The organism is Bradyrhizobium sp. USDA 223 (assembly GCF_044909005.1).
GTDB classification, from domain to species: Bacteria; Pseudomonadota; Alphaproteobacteria; order Rhizobiales; family Xanthobacteraceae; genus Bradyrhizobium; species Bradyrhizobium yuanmingense.
In genome coordinates this window covers 7,219,690-7,239,432 of the sequence record NZ_JBIYDR010000001.1, presented here as the reverse complement: position 1 = coordinate 7,239,432, position 19,743 = coordinate 7,219,690, and the positions used below count along the sequence as shown (strand labels likewise).

Annotated in this window: 19 protein-coding genes and 1 riboswitch; of the genes, 8 read left to right on the top strand and 11 right to left on the bottom strand. The window is 66.2% G+C overall.

Going from position 1 to position 19,743, the window contains the following annotated elements; translation table 11 throughout:
• Nucleotides 1-38 precede the first annotated feature (38 nt).
• Both metW and ABIA40_RS33715 read right to left on the bottom strand, forming a co-directional pair.
• Nucleotides 39-701: a methionine biosynthesis protein MetW gene (gene metW / locus ABIA40_RS33720; protein WP_157286836.1), complete on the bottom strand. Its 663-nt coding sequence runs from the start codon at nucleotides 699-701 to the stop codon at nucleotides 39-41.
• Nucleotides 702-703: 2 nt separating this feature from the next.
• Nucleotides 704-1,906 carry a homoserine O-acetyltransferase gene (locus ABIA40_RS33715; protein WP_404546423.1) on the bottom strand — a complete coding sequence of 401 codons (1,203 nt, stop codon included), beginning with the start codon at nucleotides 1,904-1,906 and terminating at the stop codon, nucleotides 704-706.
• 94 nt (nucleotides 1,907-2,000) lie between these two features.
• A riboswitch (SAM riboswitch) is annotated at nucleotides 2,001-2,080 on the bottom strand.
• Nucleotides 2,081-2,236: 156 nt separating this feature from the next.
• Between ABIA40_RS33715 and ABIA40_RS33710 the strand changes: the two genes are divergently transcribed.
• From ABIA40_RS33710 to ABIA40_RS33700, 3 genes are read left to right on the top strand one after another with little or no spacing between them, the layout of a single operon-like run.
• On the top strand, nucleotides 2,237-3,085 hold the full coding sequence (locus tag ABIA40_RS33710; protein WP_404545544.1) for a chorismate mutase: 849 nt from the start codon (nucleotides 2,237-2,239) through the stop codon (nucleotides 3,083-3,085).
• Nucleotides 3,086-3,118: 33 nt separating this feature from the next.
• Entirely contained in the window at nucleotides 3,119-4,216 is a 1,098-nt protein-coding gene (gene hisC, locus ABIA40_RS33705) for a histidinol-phosphate transaminase (RefSeq protein WP_404545542.1), read from the top strand.
• On the top strand, nucleotides 4,213-5,148 hold the full coding sequence (locus tag ABIA40_RS33700) for a prephenate/arogenate dehydrogenase family protein (protein WP_404545540.1): 936 nt from the start codon (nucleotides 4,213-4,215) through the stop codon (nucleotides 5,146-5,148). The genes hisC and ABIA40_RS33700 overlap by 4 nt, the downstream gene beginning before the upstream one ends.
• Nucleotides 5,149-5,264: 116 nt before the next feature.
• On the opposite strand, the gene ABIA40_RS33695 is transcribed toward ABIA40_RS33700, so the two are convergent.
• A complete protein-coding gene (locus tag ABIA40_RS33695; protein WP_404545538.1) occupies nucleotides 5,265-6,449 on the bottom strand; it encodes a DUF2125 domain-containing protein in 1,185 nt (394 codons plus the stop codon).
• A 110-nt stretch (nucleotides 6,450-6,559) separates the two neighbouring features.
• Between ABIA40_RS33695 and ABIA40_RS33690 the strand changes: the two genes are divergently transcribed.
• Nucleotides 6,560-7,171, top strand: coding sequence for a gamma-glutamylcyclotransferase (locus ABIA40_RS33690; RefSeq protein ID WP_404545536.1), 612 nt, complete (start codon nucleotides 6,560-6,562; stop codon nucleotides 7,169-7,171).
• Between the two features lie 97 nt (nucleotides 7,172-7,268).
• Here the strand turns inward: ABIA40_RS33690 and ABIA40_RS33685 are convergent, their stop codons facing one another.
• From ABIA40_RS33685 to ftsE, 4 genes are all read right to left on the bottom strand, one after another.
• Entirely contained in the window at nucleotides 7,269-8,039 is a 771-nt protein-coding gene (locus tag ABIA40_RS33685) for a lysophospholipid acyltransferase family protein (RefSeq protein ID WP_404545534.1), read from the bottom strand.
• An 11-nt stretch (nucleotides 8,040-8,050) separates the two neighbouring features.
• On the bottom strand, nucleotides 8,051-8,755 hold the full coding sequence (locus ABIA40_RS33680; protein ID WP_035996919.1) for a YdcF family protein: 705 nt from the start codon (nucleotides 8,753-8,755) through the stop codon (nucleotides 8,051-8,053).
• A 72-nt stretch (nucleotides 8,756-8,827) separates the two neighbouring features.
• Nucleotides 8,828-9,796 (bottom strand): ABC transporter permease, encoded by a 969-nt coding sequence (locus ABIA40_RS33675; protein ID WP_128265888.1) that lies wholly within the window; start codon nucleotides 9,794-9,796, stop codon nucleotides 8,828-8,830.
• On the bottom strand, nucleotides 9,789-10,448 hold the full coding sequence (gene ftsE, locus ABIA40_RS33670; RefSeq protein WP_057028593.1) for a cell division ATP-binding protein FtsE: 660 nt from the start codon (nucleotides 10,446-10,448) through the stop codon (nucleotides 9,789-9,791). The genes ABIA40_RS33675 and ftsE overlap by 8 nt, the downstream gene beginning before the upstream one ends.
• A 204-nt stretch (nucleotides 10,449-10,652) precedes the next feature.
• On the opposite strand from ftsE, the gene ABIA40_RS33665 reads away from it, so the two are divergent.
• Both ABIA40_RS33665 and ABIA40_RS33660 read left to right on the top strand, forming a co-directional pair.
• A complete protein-coding gene (locus ABIA40_RS33665) occupies nucleotides 10,653-11,531 on the top strand; it encodes an MJ0042-type zinc finger domain-containing protein (RefSeq protein ID WP_404545532.1) in 879 nt (292 codons plus the stop codon).
• A gap of 37 nt (nucleotides 11,532-11,568) precedes the next feature.
• On the top strand, nucleotides 11,569-11,943 hold the full coding sequence (locus ABIA40_RS33660) for a response regulator (protein WP_018316255.1): 375 nt from the start codon (nucleotides 11,569-11,571) through the stop codon (nucleotides 11,941-11,943).
• Between the two features lie 141 nt (nucleotides 11,944-12,084).
• Here ABIA40_RS33660 and ABIA40_RS33655 read toward each other — a convergent pair whose 3' ends face one another.
• Entirely contained in the window at nucleotides 12,085-14,754 is a 2,670-nt protein-coding gene (locus ABIA40_RS33655; RefSeq protein WP_404545530.1) for a TIGR02302 family protein, read from the bottom strand.
• A 169-nt stretch (nucleotides 14,755-14,923) separates the two neighbouring features.
• Between ABIA40_RS33655 and ABIA40_RS33650 the strand changes: the two genes are divergently transcribed.
• Nucleotides 14,924-15,307, top strand: a complete 384-nt coding sequence (locus ABIA40_RS33650) for a carboxymuconolactone decarboxylase family protein (protein ID WP_028134137.1) — start codon at nucleotides 14,924-14,926, stop codon at nucleotides 15,305-15,307.
• Nucleotides 15,308-15,531: 224 nt separating this feature from the next.
• A complete protein-coding gene (locus ABIA40_RS33645) occupies nucleotides 15,532-16,440 on the top strand; it encodes an NAD(P)-dependent oxidoreductase (protein ID WP_404545528.1) in 909 nt (302 codons plus the stop codon).
• 178 nt (nucleotides 16,441-16,618) lie between these two features.
• Here ABIA40_RS33645 and lysA read toward each other — a convergent pair whose 3' ends face one another.
• From lysA to argH, 3 genes are all read right to left on the bottom strand, one after another.
• Nucleotides 16,619-17,884 (bottom strand): diaminopimelate decarboxylase, encoded by a 1,266-nt coding sequence (lysA, locus tag ABIA40_RS33640; protein ID WP_404545526.1) that lies wholly within the window; start codon nucleotides 17,882-17,884, stop codon nucleotides 16,619-16,621.
• 23 nt (nucleotides 17,885-17,907) lie between these two features.
• Complete coding sequence (locus ABIA40_RS33635; RefSeq protein ID WP_404545524.1) at nucleotides 17,908-18,201, bottom strand: lipoprotein; 294 nt, start codon at nucleotides 18,199-18,201, stop codon at nucleotides 17,908-17,910.
• A gap of 93 nt (nucleotides 18,202-18,294) precedes the next feature.
• Nucleotides 18,295-19,692: an argininosuccinate lyase gene (argH, locus tag ABIA40_RS33630; protein ID WP_404545522.1), complete on the bottom strand. Its 1,398-nt coding sequence runs from the start codon at nucleotides 19,690-19,692 to the stop codon at nucleotides 18,295-18,297.
• Nucleotides 19,693-19,743: the final 51 nt, after the last annotated feature.

Genomic DNA, 19,743 nt, shown 5'->3' with positions numbered 1-19,743 from the left:
TCGATGCTTCGCATCGCCCCGGAATGACGGAGAGAGGGCTATTTCCCCCCGCCGCGGCTGAGCAAGAACACCGCCTGCTCGCCGAACATGTTCCACACCCACCACGGCAGGTTCAGCGGCACCGGGCGGCCGTAGAGATCGAGCGCGACCGAGCGCTCCATCTTGACGTTGATCTCGTCGCAGAGCTGCACGAAATCCTTGATGGTGCAGAAGTGGATGTTGGCGGTGTCGTACCAGGTTGCCGGCAGATTCTCCGTGCGCGGCATGTGGCCGCCGATCAGGAGCTGGAGCCGCATCTTCCAGAACCCGAAATTCGGGAACGAGACGATGGCGCGGCGGCCGATGCGCAGCAGGTTCTCCAGCACGACCTTCGGCTGCCGCGTCGCCTGCAGCGTCTGCGACAGGATCACGTAGTCGAAGGCATCGTCGGGATAGTTGACGAGATCGGTGTCGGCATCCCCCTGCACCACCGCAAGCCCCTTGGCGACGCAGCGGTTGACGCCCTCGCGCGACAATTCGATGCCGCGGCCGTCGATGCCGCGGGTCTCCAGCAGCTGCAGCAGATCGCCGTCGCCGCAGCCGACGTCGAGCACCTTCGAGCCCGGCTTGACCATCTCGGCGACCAGCAGATGATCGGCGCGATAATCACCGGACGGCCTGGCCGCAACGCCGTCCAGCGGCAACACTTCCTGCACGGACATCGCTAACGGTCCTCGAGGTTAAGCCCGCGGGCCTTGCCTGCCGATTGCAGGAAGGCCCGGGAGATGTCGAAGAATTCGGGCACGTCGAGCAGGAATGCGTCGTGGCCGCGATCGGTCTCGATCTCGGCAAACGACACCCGGGCGCTCGAGGCGTTCAGCGCGTGCACCAGTGCGCGCGATTCCGAGGTCGGAAACAGCCAGTCGCTGGTGAAGGAGACCACGCAGAAGCGCGTTTTGATGTCGGCGAAGGCCTTGGCCAGCACGCCGCCGTGATCGGCGGCGATGTCGAAATAGTCCATCGCCCGCGTCAGATACAGATAGGAATTGGCGTCGAAGCGCTCGACAAAGGACGAGCCCTGGTAACGCAGGTAGCTTTCGACCTGGAAATCGGCGTCGAACGAGAAGGTCGGCAGCTCGCGGTCCTGCATGCGCCGGCCGAATTTGCGGTGCAGCGCCGCATCCGAGAGATAGGTGATATGCGCCGCCATCCGCGCCACCGCGAGCCCGCGATGCGGATGGATGCCGCGATCGGCATAGCCGCCACCGTGCCAGTCGGGGTCGGCCATCACGGCTTGTCGGCCGAGCTCGTGGAAGGCGATGTTCTGCGCCGAGTGCCGCGTCGCGCAGGCAATCGCCAGCGCGGAGTACACGCGCTCCGGATAGGCGGCGGTCCATTGCAGCACCTGCATGCCGCCCATCGAGCCGCCGACGACGGCAAACAGCGTGTCGATGCCGAGCCGGTCGATCAGCATCGCCTGCGCGCGCACCATGTCTGGAATGGTGATGACGGGGAAGTCCAGGCCCCAGACCTTGCCGGTGGCGGGATTGATCGAGGCCGGCCCGGTCGAGCCCATGCAGCCGCCGATCACGTTGGAGCAGATGATGAAGTAGTGCTTGGGATCGATGGGTCGGCCGGGGCCGACCAGCGTCTCCCACCAGCCGGGCTTGCCGGTGACCGGATGGACGTTGGCGACATGCTGGTCGCCGGTCAGCGCATGACAGATCAGCACGGCGTTGGAGCGATCGGCGTTGAGCTCGCCATAGGTCTGGTAGGCGATCTGGAACGGGGAGAGATCGACGCCGCAATCGAGCCGCAGCGGCTGCTCAGTGCCGAAATGCGCAACCAGCGAGCTTGGATGATCCACCTCGTGCGATCGCTCATCGGCGCTGATCGCAGGACTCGGTATCGACTTGACGCTACCCATCTCGGACATCGACCTCGTTTGCGACTGGCTGCTCGACCGCGCCGCTGACATCAGGCCATGAAAAACCCGGCCTGAACGATAGGTTCGGCCGGGATCGGAAGCGTCCCCGGCCTGTTTAGCGAGTTTTTTAACGTGGCTGCAAGCCGGCCGGCTCAAATGACCACGGAACGGGCAAAAGCTACCGTCTTGGGCGGTTTTCGTCAAGTCGCAGCCCGGATCGGCCCAATTCGTCTCTGTCGCGTCGACCGAAAAGGACGTCATTTCTCTTTGCTTTCACCGTCCCGACTGCCTAATCAGGACATCCCCCATCGGAACGATCGACGACCAGACATGTCCCAACGTCCGCCCGCGCCACCATCGCTGCAGGAACTGCGCAAGGAGATCGACGCGATCGACGAGGGCATGCATCGCCTCCTCATGCAGCGCGGCGAGATCATCGATCGCCTGATCCAGGTGAAGCAGACCCAGGAGGTCGGCTCGGCGTTCCGGCCCGCGCGCGAGGCTGCCATGATGCGCGAGATCGTGCAGCGTCATCGCGGCATCCTGCCGCTCGACACGGTCGAGAGCATCTGGCGCGTCATCATCTCGACCTTCACCTATGTGCAGGCGCCGTTCTCCGTGCATGCCGACGTCTCGGTGAGCGAGCCGGCGATGCGGGATTCCGCGCGCTTCCATTTCGGCTTCACGGTGCCTTATGTCGCGCATTTCAGCGCGCAGGCCGCGGTCGAGGCGGTGGCAAAATCCAAGGGCGACCTGGCGCTGGTCTCGGCGACCTCGAGCCGCACGCCATGGTGGCTGGAGCTTGAAGCGAACGGCGCGCCGAAGATCATCGCGCGGATGCCCTTCATCGAGCGCGCCGACCATCCGGCCGCCTTGCCGGTGTTCGCGATCTCGCGCGTCGCCGACAGCGCCCTGGTGACGGAGGTCGAAACCTTCAGCGTGCGCGTCTCGGGTTGGAACGCCGAGGTCGCCCGCGCGCTGTCGCCGCTCGCCGAGATCGTGGCGGTGCCCGATACCGCCTTCGACGGCGCGGCGCTCTTGGTCTCGGTCACCGGCGCGACCAGCATCGACAAGATCAGGGCTGCCCTGATCGAGGCGGGGGCCTCGGTGCGCTCCGTGGCCCTCGTCGGCAGCCACGCAACGCGCTATACGGTGCCCCCGACCGGGCCGAAATCGTAAATCGCGAGCCGCCCAGCCTATCCGGAGTCCAAGATGTCCCGCCCCGTGCCGAATCCCGGCATTCTCGATATTGCGCCCTACACGCCCGGCAAGAGCCCGGTGCCGGAGCCGGGCCGCAAGGTGTTCAAGCTCTCGGCCAACGAGACGCCGTTCGGGCCCTCGCCCAAGGCGATCGAGGCATTCAAGCGCGTGGCTGATCATCTGGAGGACTATCCGGAAGGCACCTCGCGCGTGCTGCGCGAAGCGATCGGCCGTTCGTTCGGACTCGATCCGAACCGCATCATCTGCGGCGCCGGCTCGGACGAGATCCTCAATCTGCTCGCGCACACCTATCTCAGCCATGGCGACGAGGCGATCTCCACCACGCATGGCTTCCTGGTCTACCCGATCGCGACCATGGCGGTCGGCGCCAGGAACGTCGTCGCGCAGGAGACCAACCTGACCGCTGACGTCGATGCCATCCTGAAGGCCGTGACGCCGAAGACGAAGCTGGTCTGGCTCGCCAACCCCAACAACCCGACCGGCACCTATCTGCCGTTCGACGAGGTCAAGCGGCTGCGCGCCGGCCTGCCCTCGCACGTGCTGCTGGTGCTGGACGCCGCCTATTGCGACTACGTCTCGCGCAACGACTATGAGATGGGGATCGAGCTCGTCGCCACCACCGAGAACACGGTGGTGACGCACACCTTCTCCAAGATCCACGGTCTTGCCGCGCTGCGCATTGGCTGGATGTTCGGGCCCGAGCACGTCATCGACGCGGTCAACCGCATCCGCGGCCCCTTCAACGTGTCGACGCCGGCGATGTATGCCGCGGTCGCCGCGATCGAGGATACCGCGCATCAGGCGATGTCGAAGCAGTTCACCGAGACCTGGCGCAACTGGCTCACCGAGGAGATCGGCAAGCTCGGACTGAAGGTGACGCCGAGCGTCGCCAATTTCGTGCTCATCCACTTCCCGACCGACAAGGGCAAGACCGCCGACGACGCCGACGCCTTCCTGACCAAGCGGGGGCTCGTACTGCGCGGCTTGAAGAATTACGGCCTGCCGCATGCGCTGCGCATGACCATCGGCACCGAGGAGGCCAACCGCCTCGTGGTCGAGGGCTTGCGCGACTTCATGGCGGGCAAATGAGCGCGCAGGCGCACTTCCAGCGCGTCGCGCTGATCGGCTTCGGCCTGATCGGCGGCTCGATCGCCCGCGCTGCGAAGCTCCAGGGGCTTGCCGGTGAAATCGTCACCACTGCGCGCTCGGAAAAGACGCGTGCCCGCGTTGCCGAGCTCGGGATCGTCGACCAGGTCGTGGCGACTAATGCCGAAGCGGTGAAGGATGCCGATCTCGTCATCCTCTGCATTCCCGTCGGCGCCTGCGGACCCGTGGCAGAGGAGATCGCGCCGCATCTCAAGCCGGGCGCGATCGTCTCCGATGTCGGCTCGGTCAAGGGCGCGGTGGTCAGGGACATGGCGCCGCATCTGCCGAGCGGCATTCATTTCGTGCCGGCGCATCCGGTGGCGGGCACCGAGCACTCGGGGCCGGATTCCGGCTTTGCCGAGCTCTTCATCAACCGCTGGTGCATCCTGACCCCGCCCGACGGCACCGACGCAGCGGCCACGGAGCACCTGCGCGCGTTCTGGGCGGCGATGGGCGCCAAGGTGGAGGTGATGACGCCGGATCATCACGACCTCGTGCTCGCCATCACCAGCCACCTGCCGCATCTGATCGCCTACACCATCGTCGGCACCGCCGACGAATTGGCACAGGTGACGGAATCCGAGGTGATCAAATTCTCCGCCGGCGGTTTTCGCGATTTCACCCGCATCGCGGCCTCCGACCCGACGATGTGGCGCGACGTCTTCCTCGCCAACAAGGAGGCCGTGCTGGAGATGCTCGGCACCTTCACCGAGGATCTGGCAAAACTCACCCGCGCGATCCGCCGCGGCGACGGGGAGGCACTGTTCGACCACTTCACCCGCACCCGCGCCATCCGCCGCGGCATCGTCGAGATCGGCCAGGATTCCGCCGCGCCCGATTTCGGCCGGCCGCATGCGGCGCTGAAGAAGCCGTGAGCCTGTCATTCCGGGGCGCCCGAAGGGCGAGCCCGGAATCCATCAGGCCACAGCACAAGCGGTGAAATGGATTCCGGGTTCGATGCTCGCATCGCCCCGGAATGACGACAGAGCCGTCAATACAGCGGCGGGATCTGGCCGACCTTGACCGGGCCGAGCAGCACCGCGCCGTCGGCGAATTTCAGCGGGAAGCTCCGCGCCTTCTTGCCTTCCAGCGTGCTCTCGGTGCCGATCGAATTGATACCCGCGGCAACGCCGGCATTGGCGTTCTGCTTGATGACCTTGCCGAGGCCGGGCACGGCGCGGTCGAGCGCGCCGAACAGATTGTTGAGGTCCTGCGACTTCACGCCGGGCGCAACGCGATCGAGCGTTGCCTGCGGCACGCCCTCCTCCAGCATCTTCTCGATGCCGAGCGCCGGGATCACGCGCTCGAGGCCGGTCACCGTCATCTGCAATTCGCCGTCGAGCCGGCCGTTGGCCGACAGGCCGAGCATGCCGGCCGCAACGGCGATCATCTCGCCCTGCTGGATGCGCGACTGCACGATCTCGATATGGCCGCCGGCGGCCTGGATCTCGCGGAAGCGCTGCGGCCACGGCTTTGGCGTGAGGTCGGAGAGGCCGGTGATCTTGGCGCGGGTGTCCGCCTCGAATGGCTCGGCGAGCAACGGATGCACGCCCTGGATGCTGCCCTGCGCGACATGGAGCACGGTCTCGATCACGGGACGATCCGGCGCTGATCCATCGGCAAGGCGGCCGTGCAGCTCGACCTGCTTGGCGCGCGCAAGCGGCACCTGGACGCTGCCATCGAGACGGTTGAGGCTGGGGTCGTCGAACACGATGGAAGCGCGATCCGGCACCGCCGGCAGGCCCGCCACACTGGCGCGGCCCTTGCTCCAATTCACGCTGAAGGTGTTTTGCGTAATGCCGTCGATCAGCGTGGCGGGCGCGGAGAATTCGGCGATGATGCGCTTGGGGTCGTAGACCTGGGCCACGACCAGGATGTTGTCGAGCTTGGCCGTGAACGGCGTCTTGCTCGCGTTCTGCGAGACCAGAGCGACGCTGGCGCCGGAGCACTGGACCTCGAAGCGGAACGGGAAGCCGGCGATCGAGCGCTTGGCACAATCATAGATGCGGCCGGCCTTGGCTTCCTGCGTCCGCCAGGCGTCGGCGACGATTTCGGCCTGCCACGCCGCATAGAACCAGAAGCAGGTCCAGCCGACGGCGAGGACCAGGACGAGAACGGGGGCGATGAAGAGGCCCAAGCGGGAGCGGCGGCCTGTTGCAACATTCATATTGGACATGCGGCGACCCTTTGACGCCAGATTCAGGCAAATGTAAGCGGAGCCGGCCTGCGACGAAAGGCGCAGAAATCGCTTCGCTTGGGCGCAGGGTTCTGGTAGCCGTCCCCGAAATGTCGGAAATCACACTCCCCTCCGTCACCACAGCCAAGGGCGACCTCTGGGTGTTCGGCTACGGCTCGCTGATGTGGCGGCCGGGCTTCGACTTCGAGGAGCGCGTCCCGGCGCGGCTGGTCGGCGAGCACCGCGCGCTCTGCGTCTATTCCTTCGTGCATCGCGGCACGCCGGAGAAGCCGGGCCTGGTGCTCGGACTCGACCGCGGCGGCGCCTGCCGCGGCATCGCCTTCCGCGTCGCCGAGAAGAACCGTGCCGAGGTGGTCGCATATTTGCGCGCACGCGAGCAGGTCACCTCGGTCTATCGCGAGGTGATGCGCTCGGTGTGGCTGGAGAACGATGCACGTCAGCGCGTCTCAGCGCTCGCCTACGTCGTCGACCGCGGCCATGTGCAATATGCCGGCCGCCTCTCGCTCGCCGAGCAGCACCGCCATGTCGTCCAGGGCCACGGCCAGTCCGGCGCCAACCGCGACTACGTCACCGCTACGGTGAAGGCGATCGAGGCCGAAGGCTTTCGCGACACGCAGCTGCATCAGCTCGCGTTGATGCTGCATGGTGATGCACATTCGTTGCACGCGGCGGCTCGGGGCGAGGATCGCGAAAGCCGCTAAAACATGATCCGGAAAAGTGCGAAGCGGTTTTCCGGAAAGATCATGCGTAAACAACAACCCAAAGCGCGATGATGATTCATCCCAATCTCATCGCGCTTTAGCCGGTCGGCGCGTAGCTCGGCGCCGAGCCGATCAACTGCTCCTGCTCTTTTCGTCCCGCTTCGACGAGGCGGGCGGTCGCGTCCTCGATCGCCGTTTGCACGCGCGCGAGAAATTCGTCCTTCGGCAGTCCCGGTGGCAGCGGTTCGAGAAACTCCACCACCAGCGTGCCCGGATAGCGCATGAACGTGCGGCGCGGCCAGAACAGGCCGGAATTGAGCGCGATCGGCAGGCACGGCACACCGCAAGAGGAATAGATCTGCGCAAAGCCGGTCTTGTAGTCGGGCGGCGCGCCGGGCGCGCGGCGCGTGCCTTCTGGAAAGATCACGAGCTGCTTTCCACTGCGCACCGCCTCGCGCGCGCGCCGCGTCATGTCGAGCAGCGCCTTCACGCCGGCATTGCGGTCGATCGCGATCATCCCGGTCTTGACCAGGAACTGGCCGAACACCGGGATCTGCATCAGCTGGCGCTTGAGGATGAAGATTGGCCGGTTGAAGAAGCCCGGCAGCACGAAGGTCTCCCAGAACGACTGATGCTTGGCCACGATCAGCAGCGGTCCTGTCGGGATCTTCTCCACCCCGCGGAATTCCACCTTGATATTGCAGACCACTCGCATCAGGACCAGCGTGGCCTTGGCCCACCATTGCGCCACCGTCAGCATGGCGCGCGGCGGCAATGCAAAGGTCGGCAGCGCAACGATCGCCAGACAGACCAGCACGGCGTAGAACAGCACGTTGAACACGAGCGATCGCAGGAAAATCAGGAACATCGATGGTCCGATCAATTGGCCTGCGCGGTGGCGGGCCGCTTCGGTTGCTGACCTGCAGGCTGCTCCGACATCTCGGGCCAAAGGTCAATCCCGAAATCCTCCAGTCGCACCCTGAGCTCGGCCGCAACGTACTTGACGTATTCGGACAGGAGCAGCCGCAGCGTCGAGCCCGAGATCCACCACGGCTCCTCGCGCCATTTTTCGCCGACCACCGCGAACGGGATAAGCGTCGTCCGCGGCATCGCATGCGAGAATTCCACCAGCGCGCGCGGCATGTGATAGTTCGAGGTGACCACGATCAGAGACGTAAATCGGCGTCCCTCGGCCCAGCGCCGCGCCTCCGCTGCGTTGCCGCGGGTCGTAAGCGCGGTGCGGTCGAGGTCGACGCAGCAGGTCATGAAGGACTGATTCTCCGGCAAGGTGCGGGAGATGTCGTTCGCCGTCGAGGTCGGATGCACGCCGGAAATCAGGAGCCGCCTGCCGTAGCCGGCAGCCAGCAGCTCCATCGCGTCCGATACCCGCGAGGAGCCGCCGGTCAGCACCACGATGCCGTCCGCCTTGCGATCGGGTACCTTCTCAGCCCCGCGCAATTGCGCCAGGAACGCAATGAAGCCCGCTGCCGCGCCGACGAAGGCGAGCGCGATCGTCGACACGATTGCCGCGCGCAGCCAGCCGCGCGGCAGTTTCGGCGATCGATCGTCGGTCGGCGAGCTCATGCGATGTCGGTGATCCCTTCCCTGAGCGATTTTAGGATGTTTTGAGGCGAAGTGGAGTCCGGTTTCTCAACCCTAGTCGACGTCGTTCAGCGTCGCGAACAGCGTTTGGCGCGAGGCGACTGCGGTAATGGCGCCGATCAGGACGGCCTGAACCGCGAGCACGATGTAGCCGGAGGGGCGCAGCGAGAAGGTGCCGAGCAGCGCGGCGAACTGGTCGCCGACGGGAGTCCCGGAAAACCAGCCTGCGATGGACTCGGAGAAGCCGAACATCAGCATGGCGGCACCGCCGCCGATCACGCCGCCCTCCAGGCCCAGCCTGAGGAAATGACGCAGGAAGTGGTTGGCGATGTAGCGGTCGCCAGCGCCGACGAAATGCAGGACCTCGACGATCGGACGGTTCGCCGCCATTGCGCCGCGCGTCGCGAACGACACCGAGATGATGGTTGCGACGATGACGAGCGCGAGGATCCCGAGGCCGGCCAGCACGGTGGCGTTCGTCATCAGGCGCATGCGTTCGATCCAGGCGCGGTGATCGTCGACGCTGGCGCTAGGGGCGACCTGCGCCACGCGCGCGCGCAAGGCGCCGAGATCGAGCGGCGTGCCCGGCTGCACGCGCGCGATGATCATGCGCGGCACCGGCAGATCGTCCATCGACAGGCCGGTGCCGAGCCAGGGCTCGAGCAGCTTGCCGCTCTCGTCCCTGGTGAACGGCTTGACCTCGACGATGCCGGCTTGCGTGCGCATCGCTTCCGCCACGGCTGCGGTGTCGCGCTCGAGATCGCGGCCGGCCTGCGGGCGAACCTGGATGGTGATTTCGCTCGCGACGTCCGACTGCCATTCGGCCGCGGAGGCACTCACCAGCAGCACCGTGCCCGTGGCCATCGAGGCGAGGAAGGTCATGATGGCGACCACCGCAAGGAGCGCTCTGCCGTGGATCGAGGCGCGCGGCACGATCGGCGACATGTTGCGCGCCTTGGCCGGAAGCTGCGGACGCTCCTGCCCGAGGTCGACCAGCACGCCGCGCTCGTCCAGCCTACTCATAGACGTGCAGCCGTCCCTGGTGCAGCACCAGCCGCCGTGCTTCGTACTGGTCCATCAGCCCGATGTCGTGGGTGGCGATGATGACGGCGGTGCCTGATTTGTTGAGCTCGATGAAGAGTCGCAGCAGGCGGCGGCCGAGCGTCGGATCGACGCTGCCGGTCGGCTCGTCCGCGAGCAGCAGCTGCGGCCGCGAGATCACGGCGCGCGCGATCGCGGCACGCTGCTTCTCGCCGCCCGACAGAATCGGCGGCAGCGCGTCCATGCGATCGCCGAGGCCGACCCAGCGCAGCAGGTCGATCACCTCCTTGCGGTAGCTCGATTCGCTGCGGCCCATAACGCGGAACGGCAGCGCGACGTTCTCATAGGTCGTCATGTGATCGAGCAGGCGGAAATCCTGGAGCACGATGCCGATGCGCTTGCGCAGGTCTGCGATCTCGTCCTTGCCGAGCTGCGAGATGTCGTGGCCGAACAGGTTGACGAGGCCCCGCGTCGGTCGATGCGACAGGAACAACAGGCGCAGCAGGGACGTCTTGCCGGCGCCTGACGGTCCGGTGAGAAACTGGAAGGAATGCGCGGGAATCTGGAAAGTGAGGTCGCGCAAAATCTCCGGCCCCAGACCGTAACGCAATCCGACATTTTCGAACCGAACCAAGCTCAGCTCCGTTCGAGAGGAGGCGCGGGCCGCCTTGCGGCGCTCCGCCATACGCGATCAACGGGTTTTGCCGCCGTTATGGTTTCCGGTTCGTTAACGGTCGCCCAGTAGCATAAGGGGCGCCCGGTCTCCGCGACCGTGGCATCGTCAAGACCCGTCCAAGACCTCCGTTCAAGACCTTCGTTCATGCATCAAGGCTCGTCCATGCATATCGTCTGCCCCCATTGTATGACATCCTACGCCATCAAGCTCGCGAGCCTTGGGGCGAACGGGCGGGCGGTCCGCTGCTCCCGCTGCAAGGAGACCTGGATCGCCCACGCCGAGGATGCCATCGAGGAGGCGTCCGTTCCGGCCATGGCCGCGGCCAGCCGAGCCGACGACCAGTCCGACCTCGCCGAACAATGGAACTCCTATGCCAAGGACGACGGCGCCACTGATGCGCCCGTCGTCGATAGCCCATCGATCGCCAGCGACTGGCCGGACGAGCAGGCCCGCGAGACCGAGGACGAATGGTCGGCAGCGGCCCGGCAGGCCGAAGAGGAGGCCGTCGGCGCGCAGCACCAGTCCTGGTTCCGCAGCCTATTCCCTCGCCGCGGCGCGCGGGTGAGCCGCCCGGTCGCCACCACAGCTCCGCGCAAACCCTATCTTGGCCTGCCCACCGCCTGCGCCGCGATGGGCGCGCTGGTGCTGGCACTGGTGCTCTGGCGCGGCGACGTGGTGCGGCTGCTGCCACAGACGGCAGCGTTCTACAAGATGCTCGGACTCGAGGTGAACTTGCGGGGTCTCGCCTTCAAGGACGTCAAGCTCTCCAGCGAGACTGTGGACGGTAAGCAGGTGTTGGTGATCGAGGGTGTGATCGTCGGCGAGGGCAAGAAGCCGCTCGACATTCCGCGGCTGCGCTTTGCCGTGCGCGACGCCCAAGGCGCGGAGATCTATGCCTGGAACACGGTGCTGGAGCAGACCGTGCTGCGGCCAGGTGAGCGCGCCTTCTTCCGCTCGCGCCTGGCCTCGCCGCCGCCGGAGGGCCGCAACATCGACGTTCGTTTCTTCAACCGGCGCGACATTGCCGGCGGCAGCGTATAATCGCCCCCCAGGGGAGGTTGATACCAAGGTTCGTCTCATGCCGAAGATCTTGATCGCCGACGACGAGGATTCGATGCGCACGCTGGTGGCGCGCGCCATCGCCATGGACGGCCACGAGACCGTCACCGCCCAGGACGGTGCCGAGGCGCTGGAGATCCTGACCCGCGAGGATGGCGCCTTCGATCTGTTGCTCACCGACATCCAGATGCCGGTGATGGACGGCATCGCCCTGGCGCTCTCCGCCGCGCGCGATTTCCCCGACCTGACGATCTTGCTGATGACCGGCTTTGCCGACCAGCGCGAGCGCGCCTCGAACCTGAACGCGCTGGTGCATGACGTCGTGACCAAGCCGTTCTCGGTCGCGGATATCCGCACGGCGGTCGCCGATGCGCTGGCGGCGAAGAAGACCTAGCGTCGGCGACTGCCCCACATTCCGCTGTCATGCCCCGGTTTGATCGGGGCATCCAGGACGCCGCGGCTTCTCGATTGAATCACAACTGGCTCGGAGTACTGGATCGCCCGGCCAAGCCGGGCGATGACACCGAGTGTGCCGCTAAAACTCCTTCAGCAGCCGCTCGAGATAATCGAGCTCGATCTGCGGCCGCGAAGGATCGCCGAGACGGCGGCGGAGCTCTTCGAGAATGCGGCGGACACGCTGCGTGTCGATCTCGCCGGGGATCTTGACCGTATAATCGTCGCCATATTCGCGCCCATGAAGCGGACGGCCGAGCGGATCGGTCTGGTTGCCGCCGCTCTGCTGCCGGCCGGCACGCTGGCCGGGGCCGTCGCCCTGGCCGTCGCCATCGCCCTGCTGCATCGCCTCGGCCATCTTCTGCGCACCCTTGCGCATGGCGTCGAGTGCCTTGCCCTGCGAGTCCACGGCGCCGTCGGCATTGCCCTCGCCGAGCTTTGATCCGGCATCGCCCATGGCACCGTCGGCTGCGTCCAGACTGCCGTCATCGCCCTGGTCGCCGTCCTGATCGCCGTTCTGGCCGGGCTGGCCCTGCTCGCCTTGCTGACCCTTCTGGCCCTTCTGTGCCTGCTGGCCCTGCTGACCCTTCTGCCCCTTCTGGGTGAGGCCGCGCTTGGCAAGCTCGTCCTGCAGCTTCTTCAGGCGGTCGCGCAATCCCTGCTGATCCTGCTGCAGCTCCGACATGGACTGATCGCCCTGCTGCTGCTTGCCGCGCGAGCGATCGCGCCGGGAATCCTGGCCCTGCTTGAACGTCTTGTCGCGCAATTGCTGCTGCTTGCGGATCATGTCGCCGAGCTCATTGAGCGCCTGCTCCATGTCGCTCTCGCCGGACTGCCCCGGCTGCGCCATCTGCAGGCCTTCCAGCATCTGCTGGAGCTGGTCGAGCAACTGCTTGGCCGCATCCTTGTCGCCGGAGCGCGACAGGCGCTCCATCCGGTCGATCATGTTCTGCAGATCCTGCTGACGCAGGACCTTGGTGTTCGGATCGAGCGGCCGCGCCAGCTGCTGCGGGTCATTGTTGTTGCGGAACTGCTCGGCGAGCTGGCGCATGAAATCGTTCAGCGCCTGACGCAGATCCTGCGTGAGCTTCTTGATCTCTTCGTCGCTCGCGCCGCGCTCCAGCGCCTGCTTCAGCGCTTCCTGGGCCGCGCGCAACGCCTTCTCGACGTCGGAGATCTTGCCGTCCTCGATCGTCACCGCAAGCGCCCACAGGCTCGCCACGACCTCGCGCAGGGCATCGTCGGTGCGCGCCGCTTCGAGCTGCCGGGCCACGCTGTGCAGGCCGAGATATTGTCCCGGCTCCGGCGTGAACATCTCGGGCGCGATCATCAGCCCATCGAGCGCGGCATAGACGTCCGAATTCTTGTTGGCGTCAAGCGCGAGGATGCGGCGCTGCTCGATCAATGCACGGGCCAGCGGCTTGGTGAAGAGCCGCTCGGGCAGGCGCATGTTGAACGGCTCGCTGGCGGCCTCGTTGCCGGCCTCGTCCTTGGCCGTGAGCGTCAGCGTGACCTCGGCGCCGGCATAGGGATCCTCGCTGAGATCCTTCACGGATTGCCCGACGCCGTTGCGGGTGCGCGCATTCGGCAGCGCGAGCGGGAATTTCGGCGGCTGGAACAGCGGCCGCGGCGCCGTCCTGCTGTCGCCATCGCCGGCGGCGGCCTTCGGACCATCCTTGAGGCCATCCTTGGCACCATATTTTGCGTCGGTCGGCCGCGGGGCGAATTTCGCCTCGGCGCCGGTGACGCCGTAATCGTCCTCGATCTTGTAGGAGAGCTGGAGCGCGCCGCGCGCCTGGCGCTCCGGATCCTTGGCGAGCGCGATCGTCGGCGGACGATCCGGCGTGGCGGCGAAGGCCCATTGTGGCTGGCCGGAAGGCGCCCGGACATGCGCGGTGCCGTCACCGGAAATCGCGAAATGCTTTTCGTTGGTCCCCTTGGGACTGGCTTCAGCCGGAGCGACCTCCTTGAGGCCGCCGGAGACGGCGACATCCAGGTTGCCGCCGGAGGAGCGCACGATCAGGGTCGAGCCGGCGGGAACGGCGAGCGGGCCGCTGGCGGGCAGCGCCGCCGCTTCCTTGTTGGCGGCCGACAGGATCACCGGCGGCCTGCCCGTGTAGAGCGGCGGCGTGACCCAAGCATCGACGCGAACATTGGCCGGCGCCAGCACCCCGTTCCAGTCGAAGGCGGCGCCAAGGCGCATCGCACGCTCGTCACCCGCGGCAAAGAAGGTCGCAACCAGCATCACCATCACGAGGGCACGCAGCGCCCAGGGGTCGTGAAGCGCGAGCCGGGGCTGCGGCACACCGGCGCGGATGCGCTTGATGGAGGCGAGCGTCCGCTCGCGCTGCGCCTGCCACAGCGCCTGCGCGACTGGGTCCTGTGAGGTCAGCGTGTCCGTGAGCGTCGTGGCCGGGCGGTGCCGGATGCCGGAGCCACGGTCGAGCCGGGCGAGCGCTTCCTCGCGGCTCGGCCAGCGGAAGCGAATCAGCGGGAACAGGGCGGCCGCCGCGATCACGGCGAAGAGGGCGAGGCCGACGGCCCTGGCCGTGAACGGCAGCGCCAGCCAAAGGCCAGCCCAGGACACCACCAGGAACAGGCCGACGACGGTCAGAAGGCGCGCCGCATTGGGCCAGGCACGCTCCCACGCGATGGCATAAGTCGCCCAATCAAGGGCCTGCGCCAGCTTCAGCCGCGACAGCGCATCGCCGTTGCGGATCGGGTCTGACGGCTCGGGGGTGATGCCGTTCAATCAACTCTCCAGGTTGCCCGGTAGAGCAGAGCCTATCACAACGGCAGCACTGAGGCATCCGTTCCCGTACGGGAGCGCCTCCTTTTCCCGCATAACACGAGGACGTGACTGGCCGGGTGCAACCCCGTAATTTCCGCGCGCCAATCTCGAGGGAAACGAAGGAAACGCCATGGACAAGAAGATGCACGACAAGGGCCTGGAAGTCCGCAAAGCGGTGCTGGGCGAGGCCTATGTCAACAACGCCCTGAAGAACGTCGACGATTTCAACCGCCCGTTCCAGGAGATGCTCAACGAATATTGCTGGGGCACGGTGTGGGGCCGCGAGGAGCTGCCGCGCAAGACCCGCAGCATGCTCAACATCGCCATGATCGCGATCCTCAACCGTCAGCACGAGTTTCGCGCGCATCTGAAGGGCGCGCTGACCAATGGCGTCACCCGGGAGGAGATCCGCGAGATCCTGATGCAGGTCGCGATCTATGGCGGCATGCCCGCCGCGGTCGACAGCTTCCGCATCGCGCGCGAGGTGTTCGCAGAGATCGACGGGAAGGCGTGAGGAGCGGCACCAATCTCCGCCGTCGTCCCGGGGCGCGCGAAGCGCGAGCCCGGGACCCATAGCCACAGGACGATGTGGTTATGGGAACTCTGAATTACCGTTCTGGCGCGAACAACTTCTCCCGGGGGTTATGGGTCCCGGGCTCATCGCTTCGCGATGCCCCGGGACGACGAGCGGAGAATGTGACTCCGCTCTCACGCACAACAAGAAACAAAGGAAAAACCATGGACATCGGATTCATCGGGCTCGGAAACATGGGTTTCCCGATGGCGCGGCGGCTGATCGAGGCGGGGCACAGGCTCGTCGTATTCGACACGCGCAAGGAGGTCACGGGCAAGCTGGTCGCGCGCGGTGCCACTGCCGCGTCGTCGCCGAAAGACGTCGCTGACCAGGTCGAGACCGTGATGGCGAGCCTGCCCTCGCTGCAAGCTTCGCTGGACGTTGCCACCGGCGCGAACGGCGTGATCGAGGGCAAGCGCGCCAAACGTTTCGTCGATCTCTCAACCGTCGGCTCGGCAATGGCCGCGAAAATTCACCGGCTGCTCGCTCAGCGCGGCATCGTGCAGATCGACTGTCCCGTCTCCGGCGGCGTCGGCGGCGCCGAGAAGGGCACGCTTGCCGTGATGGTGTCAGGCCCGAAAGCCGAGTTCGAGCTGCTCAGGCCCGCGCTGGAGGTGATCGGAAAGGTGTTCTTCATCGGCGAGAAGCCCGGTGCGGCGCAGACCATGAAGCTCGCCAACAATTTCCTGTCGGCCACCGCGATCGTGGCGACGTCGGAAGCCGTGGTGATGGGCGTCAAGGCCGGGCTCGATCCCGCCGTGATGATCGACGTCATCAATGCCGGCTCCGGCATGAACACGGCGAGCCGCGACAAGTTTCCGCGCGCGGTGCTGCCGCGCACGTTCGATTTCGGCTTCGCCACGGGATTGATGGTGAAGGACGTCCGGCTGGCGCTTGAGGAGATGAAGCAGCTCGGCCTGTCGATGGAGGTCGCCGACGCGGTCGGACGGTTGTGGGAAACGGTGATCAGCGCCGAAGGCGCCGAGTCCGATTTCACCGCGGCGATCAAGCCGATCGAGAGGAAGGCGGGTGTCGTGGTGGGCGGAGCGAAGGGCGGGGTGACGGGGAAGTAGCGCCAGCGCTCCGCTCGTCGTCCCGGGCGCGCGAAGCGCGAGCCCGGGACCCATAACCACAGGACAACGTGTGGCGAAGACTCGGAGTCACTAGCTTGGCGTCACAATGACTGCCTGGGAGTATGGGTCCCCGCCTACGCGGGGACGACACCGCGGCTGTTGAGCCGATGTCGTCAACTCACAGCCACGGCGCCGGCGTGTCCATCGCAATGAGCTGCTCCACCTCCACGCGCGGGCGCACCACGGCGTACTGGTCGCCCTTCACCAGCACCTCGGGCACCAGCGGCCGGGTGTTGTAGGTGCCGGCCTGCACGGCGCCATAGGCGCCCGCGGTCATGATGACGAGGAGATCGCCGGGCGCGGGCGTCGGCAGCGTGCGGTCGAGGGCGAGATAATCGCCGGTCTCGCAGACCGGGCCAACGACATCGGCCTTGATGGTGGCGGCGCCCTTGGCCGGCTGCTTCACCGCCAGGATGTCGTGATGCGCCTCGTACAGCGTCGGGCGGATCAGGTCGTTCATGGCGGCATCGATGATGACGAAATTCTTGCCGTCGCCGTGCTTCACATAGATCACCTTGGCGACGAGAATGCCGGCATTGCCGACGATCATGCGGCCCGGCTCGAACATCAGCGTGCAGCCGAGATTGTGGCTGACGCGCTTGACCATGGCGGCATAGGCCGCGGGCGCCGGCGGTGCCTCGCGATCCATGTAATAGGGAATGCCGAGACCGCCGCCGAAATCGACGTGGCTGATGTCGTGGCCGTCGGCGCGCAGCTCCTGCACGAATTCGGAGAGGATGCGGAACGCGGTCTCCATGCCGGACAGGTCGGTGATCTGGCTGCCGATATGCACGTCAGTGCCGGTCACCTTGATTCCGGGCAGCTTCGCCGCGCGCGCATAGACCTCGCGGGCATGCACGATCGGGATGCCGAACTTGTTCTCGGACTTGCCGGTGGAGATCTTTGCGTGCGTGCCGGCATCGACGTCGGGATTGACGCGGAGCGAGATGCGCGCGGTCTTGCCCATCTCGGTCGCGAGTCGCGACAGCAGCTCGAGCTCCGGCTCGGATTCGACGTTGAGGCAGAGGATGTCGGCGGCGAGCGCCGCGCGCAGCTCTGCCTCGGTCTTGCCGACGCCGGAAAAGACGATCTTGCTGGCGGGAATGCCGGCGGCCAAAGCGCGCTTCAGCTCGCCGCCTGAGACCACGTCGGCGCCGGCGCCGAGCTTGGCCAGCGTCCGCAGCACCGACTGGTTGGAGTTCGCCTTCATGGCGTAGCAGACCAGCACCTTCTCGCCGGCAAAGGCCTCGGTGAAGACGCGGTAGTGCCGCTCCAGCGTTGCGGTCGAATAGCAGTAGAACGGCGTGCCGACGGTGGCAGCCAGCTCGGACAGGTTCACCGCCTCGGCGTGCAGCACGCCGTTGCGATAGTCGAAATGGTTCATGGCGCAGGCTCGGTTGTCCCGGCTTATTTCTTGCCGGGAGGTTCGTCCAGGAGCGGGTCGAGAATAAACGATTTCTTTCGGCCCTTGGCCGCCGCGGGCGCGGCATCCGCGCTGGCCGTGGGTTCGAACAGGCTCGGCGCCTTCTGGGCCGCGGTCTCGGGCTCGACGGGTGCAGCGCCGGTGGCCGCGGACGTGTTGGAGGCGGTCGGCGGCAGATCCAGCGGGCCCTTGCGGCCGCAACCGGCAAGCGCGAGCGCCGTCAGGCTCAAGACAATGATGGCCCACCCCGAGCCGGCCGGGCGAAACTTTGACGTCACGACGAAATCCCCACTACGCGCGGTGCACCATACAGAGATTGGCGCGTTCTGGCGAGGGCCGGATGACCATGAAACATAAGCGAAATTTTGCCCTCAGCCCAATTTTCGCTCTTTTTCCAGCCGCTTCGCCCAGGCCTTGGCCTGGGACGTCACATTCTTCGGCGCGGTGCCGCCAAAGCTAGTGCGGCTCTTCACCGATGATTCGACCGAGAGCACGCCGAGCACGTCCTTGGTAATTTTGGGCTCGATCGCCTGCATTTCCTTCAGCGGCAGCTCGTGCAGCGCGACGCCCCCCTCGGCGGCCTTGGCGACGATGCGGCCCGTGACGTGGTGCGCCTCGCGGAACGGCATCTTCAGCGTCCGCACCAGCCAGTCGGCGAGGTCGGTCGCCGTGGCGTAACCCTCGCCCGCGGCCGCCTTCATCTTGGCTTCGTCCGGAACGAGATCACGGACCATGCCGGTCATGGCGCGGATTGCCAGCGACAGCGCGGCAAAACCCTCCATGGCGCCCTGCTTGTCCTCTTGCATGTCCTTTTGATAGGCGAGCGGCAGGCCCTTCATGACGATCAGGAGCCCGTTGAGCGCGCCGATGACGCGGCCGGTCTTGGCGCGCACCAGCTCGGCGGCATCCGGGTTGCGCTTCTGCGGCATGATCGAGGATCCCGTGGTGAACTTGTCGCTGAGCCGGATCATGCCGACCAGCGGCGAGGTCCAGATCACGATCTCCTCGGCAAAGCGCGACATGTGCACGGCGCAGATCGAGGCGGCCGACAGCGTCTCCAGTACGAAGTCGCGGTCGGAGACGGCGTCGAGCGAGTTCGCCATCGGGCGGTCGAAGCCGAGCGCCTTCGCGGTGGCATGGCGGTCGATCGGGAACGAGGTGCCGGCGAGCGCGGCCGCGCCCAGCGGCGATTCGTTCAGCCGCTTGCGGGCGTCCTGGAAGCGGCCGCGGTCGCGCGCCGCCATCTCGACATAGGCCAGCAGGTGATGGCCGAACGTGACGGGCTGCGCCGTTTGCAGATGCGTGAAGCCGGGCATCACGGTTGCGGCGTGCTCCAGCGCGCGGTCCACCAGGGCCTGCTGGAACGCGGCGAGCGCGGCATCGGTCTCGTCGATGACGTCGCGGACGAATAGACGGAAGTCGGTGGCGACCTGGTCGTTGCGCGAACGCGCGGTGTGCAGCCTGCCGGCGGCCGGGCCGATCAGCTCCGACAGGCGGCTCTCGACATTCATATGGATGTCCTCGAGCGCGCGCTTGAATTCGAAGCCGCCCTTGCCGATCTCTGACAGGATTGTGTCTAGACCCTTGCCGATATTTTTCGCATCAGAAGCCGTGATGATGCCCTGATTGGCCAACATCGCGGCGTGGGCCTTGGACGCGGCAATGTCCTGGGCGAAGAGGTGACGATCGACGTCGATGGAGACGTTGATCTCTTCCATGATCTCGTCGGGGCGTTCCGAGAACCGGCCGCCCCACATCTTGTTGCTCATGATCCCCTGTGCTCACGCCTGATTTGCCGAACGTTTGCTGGCCGCGGCCAG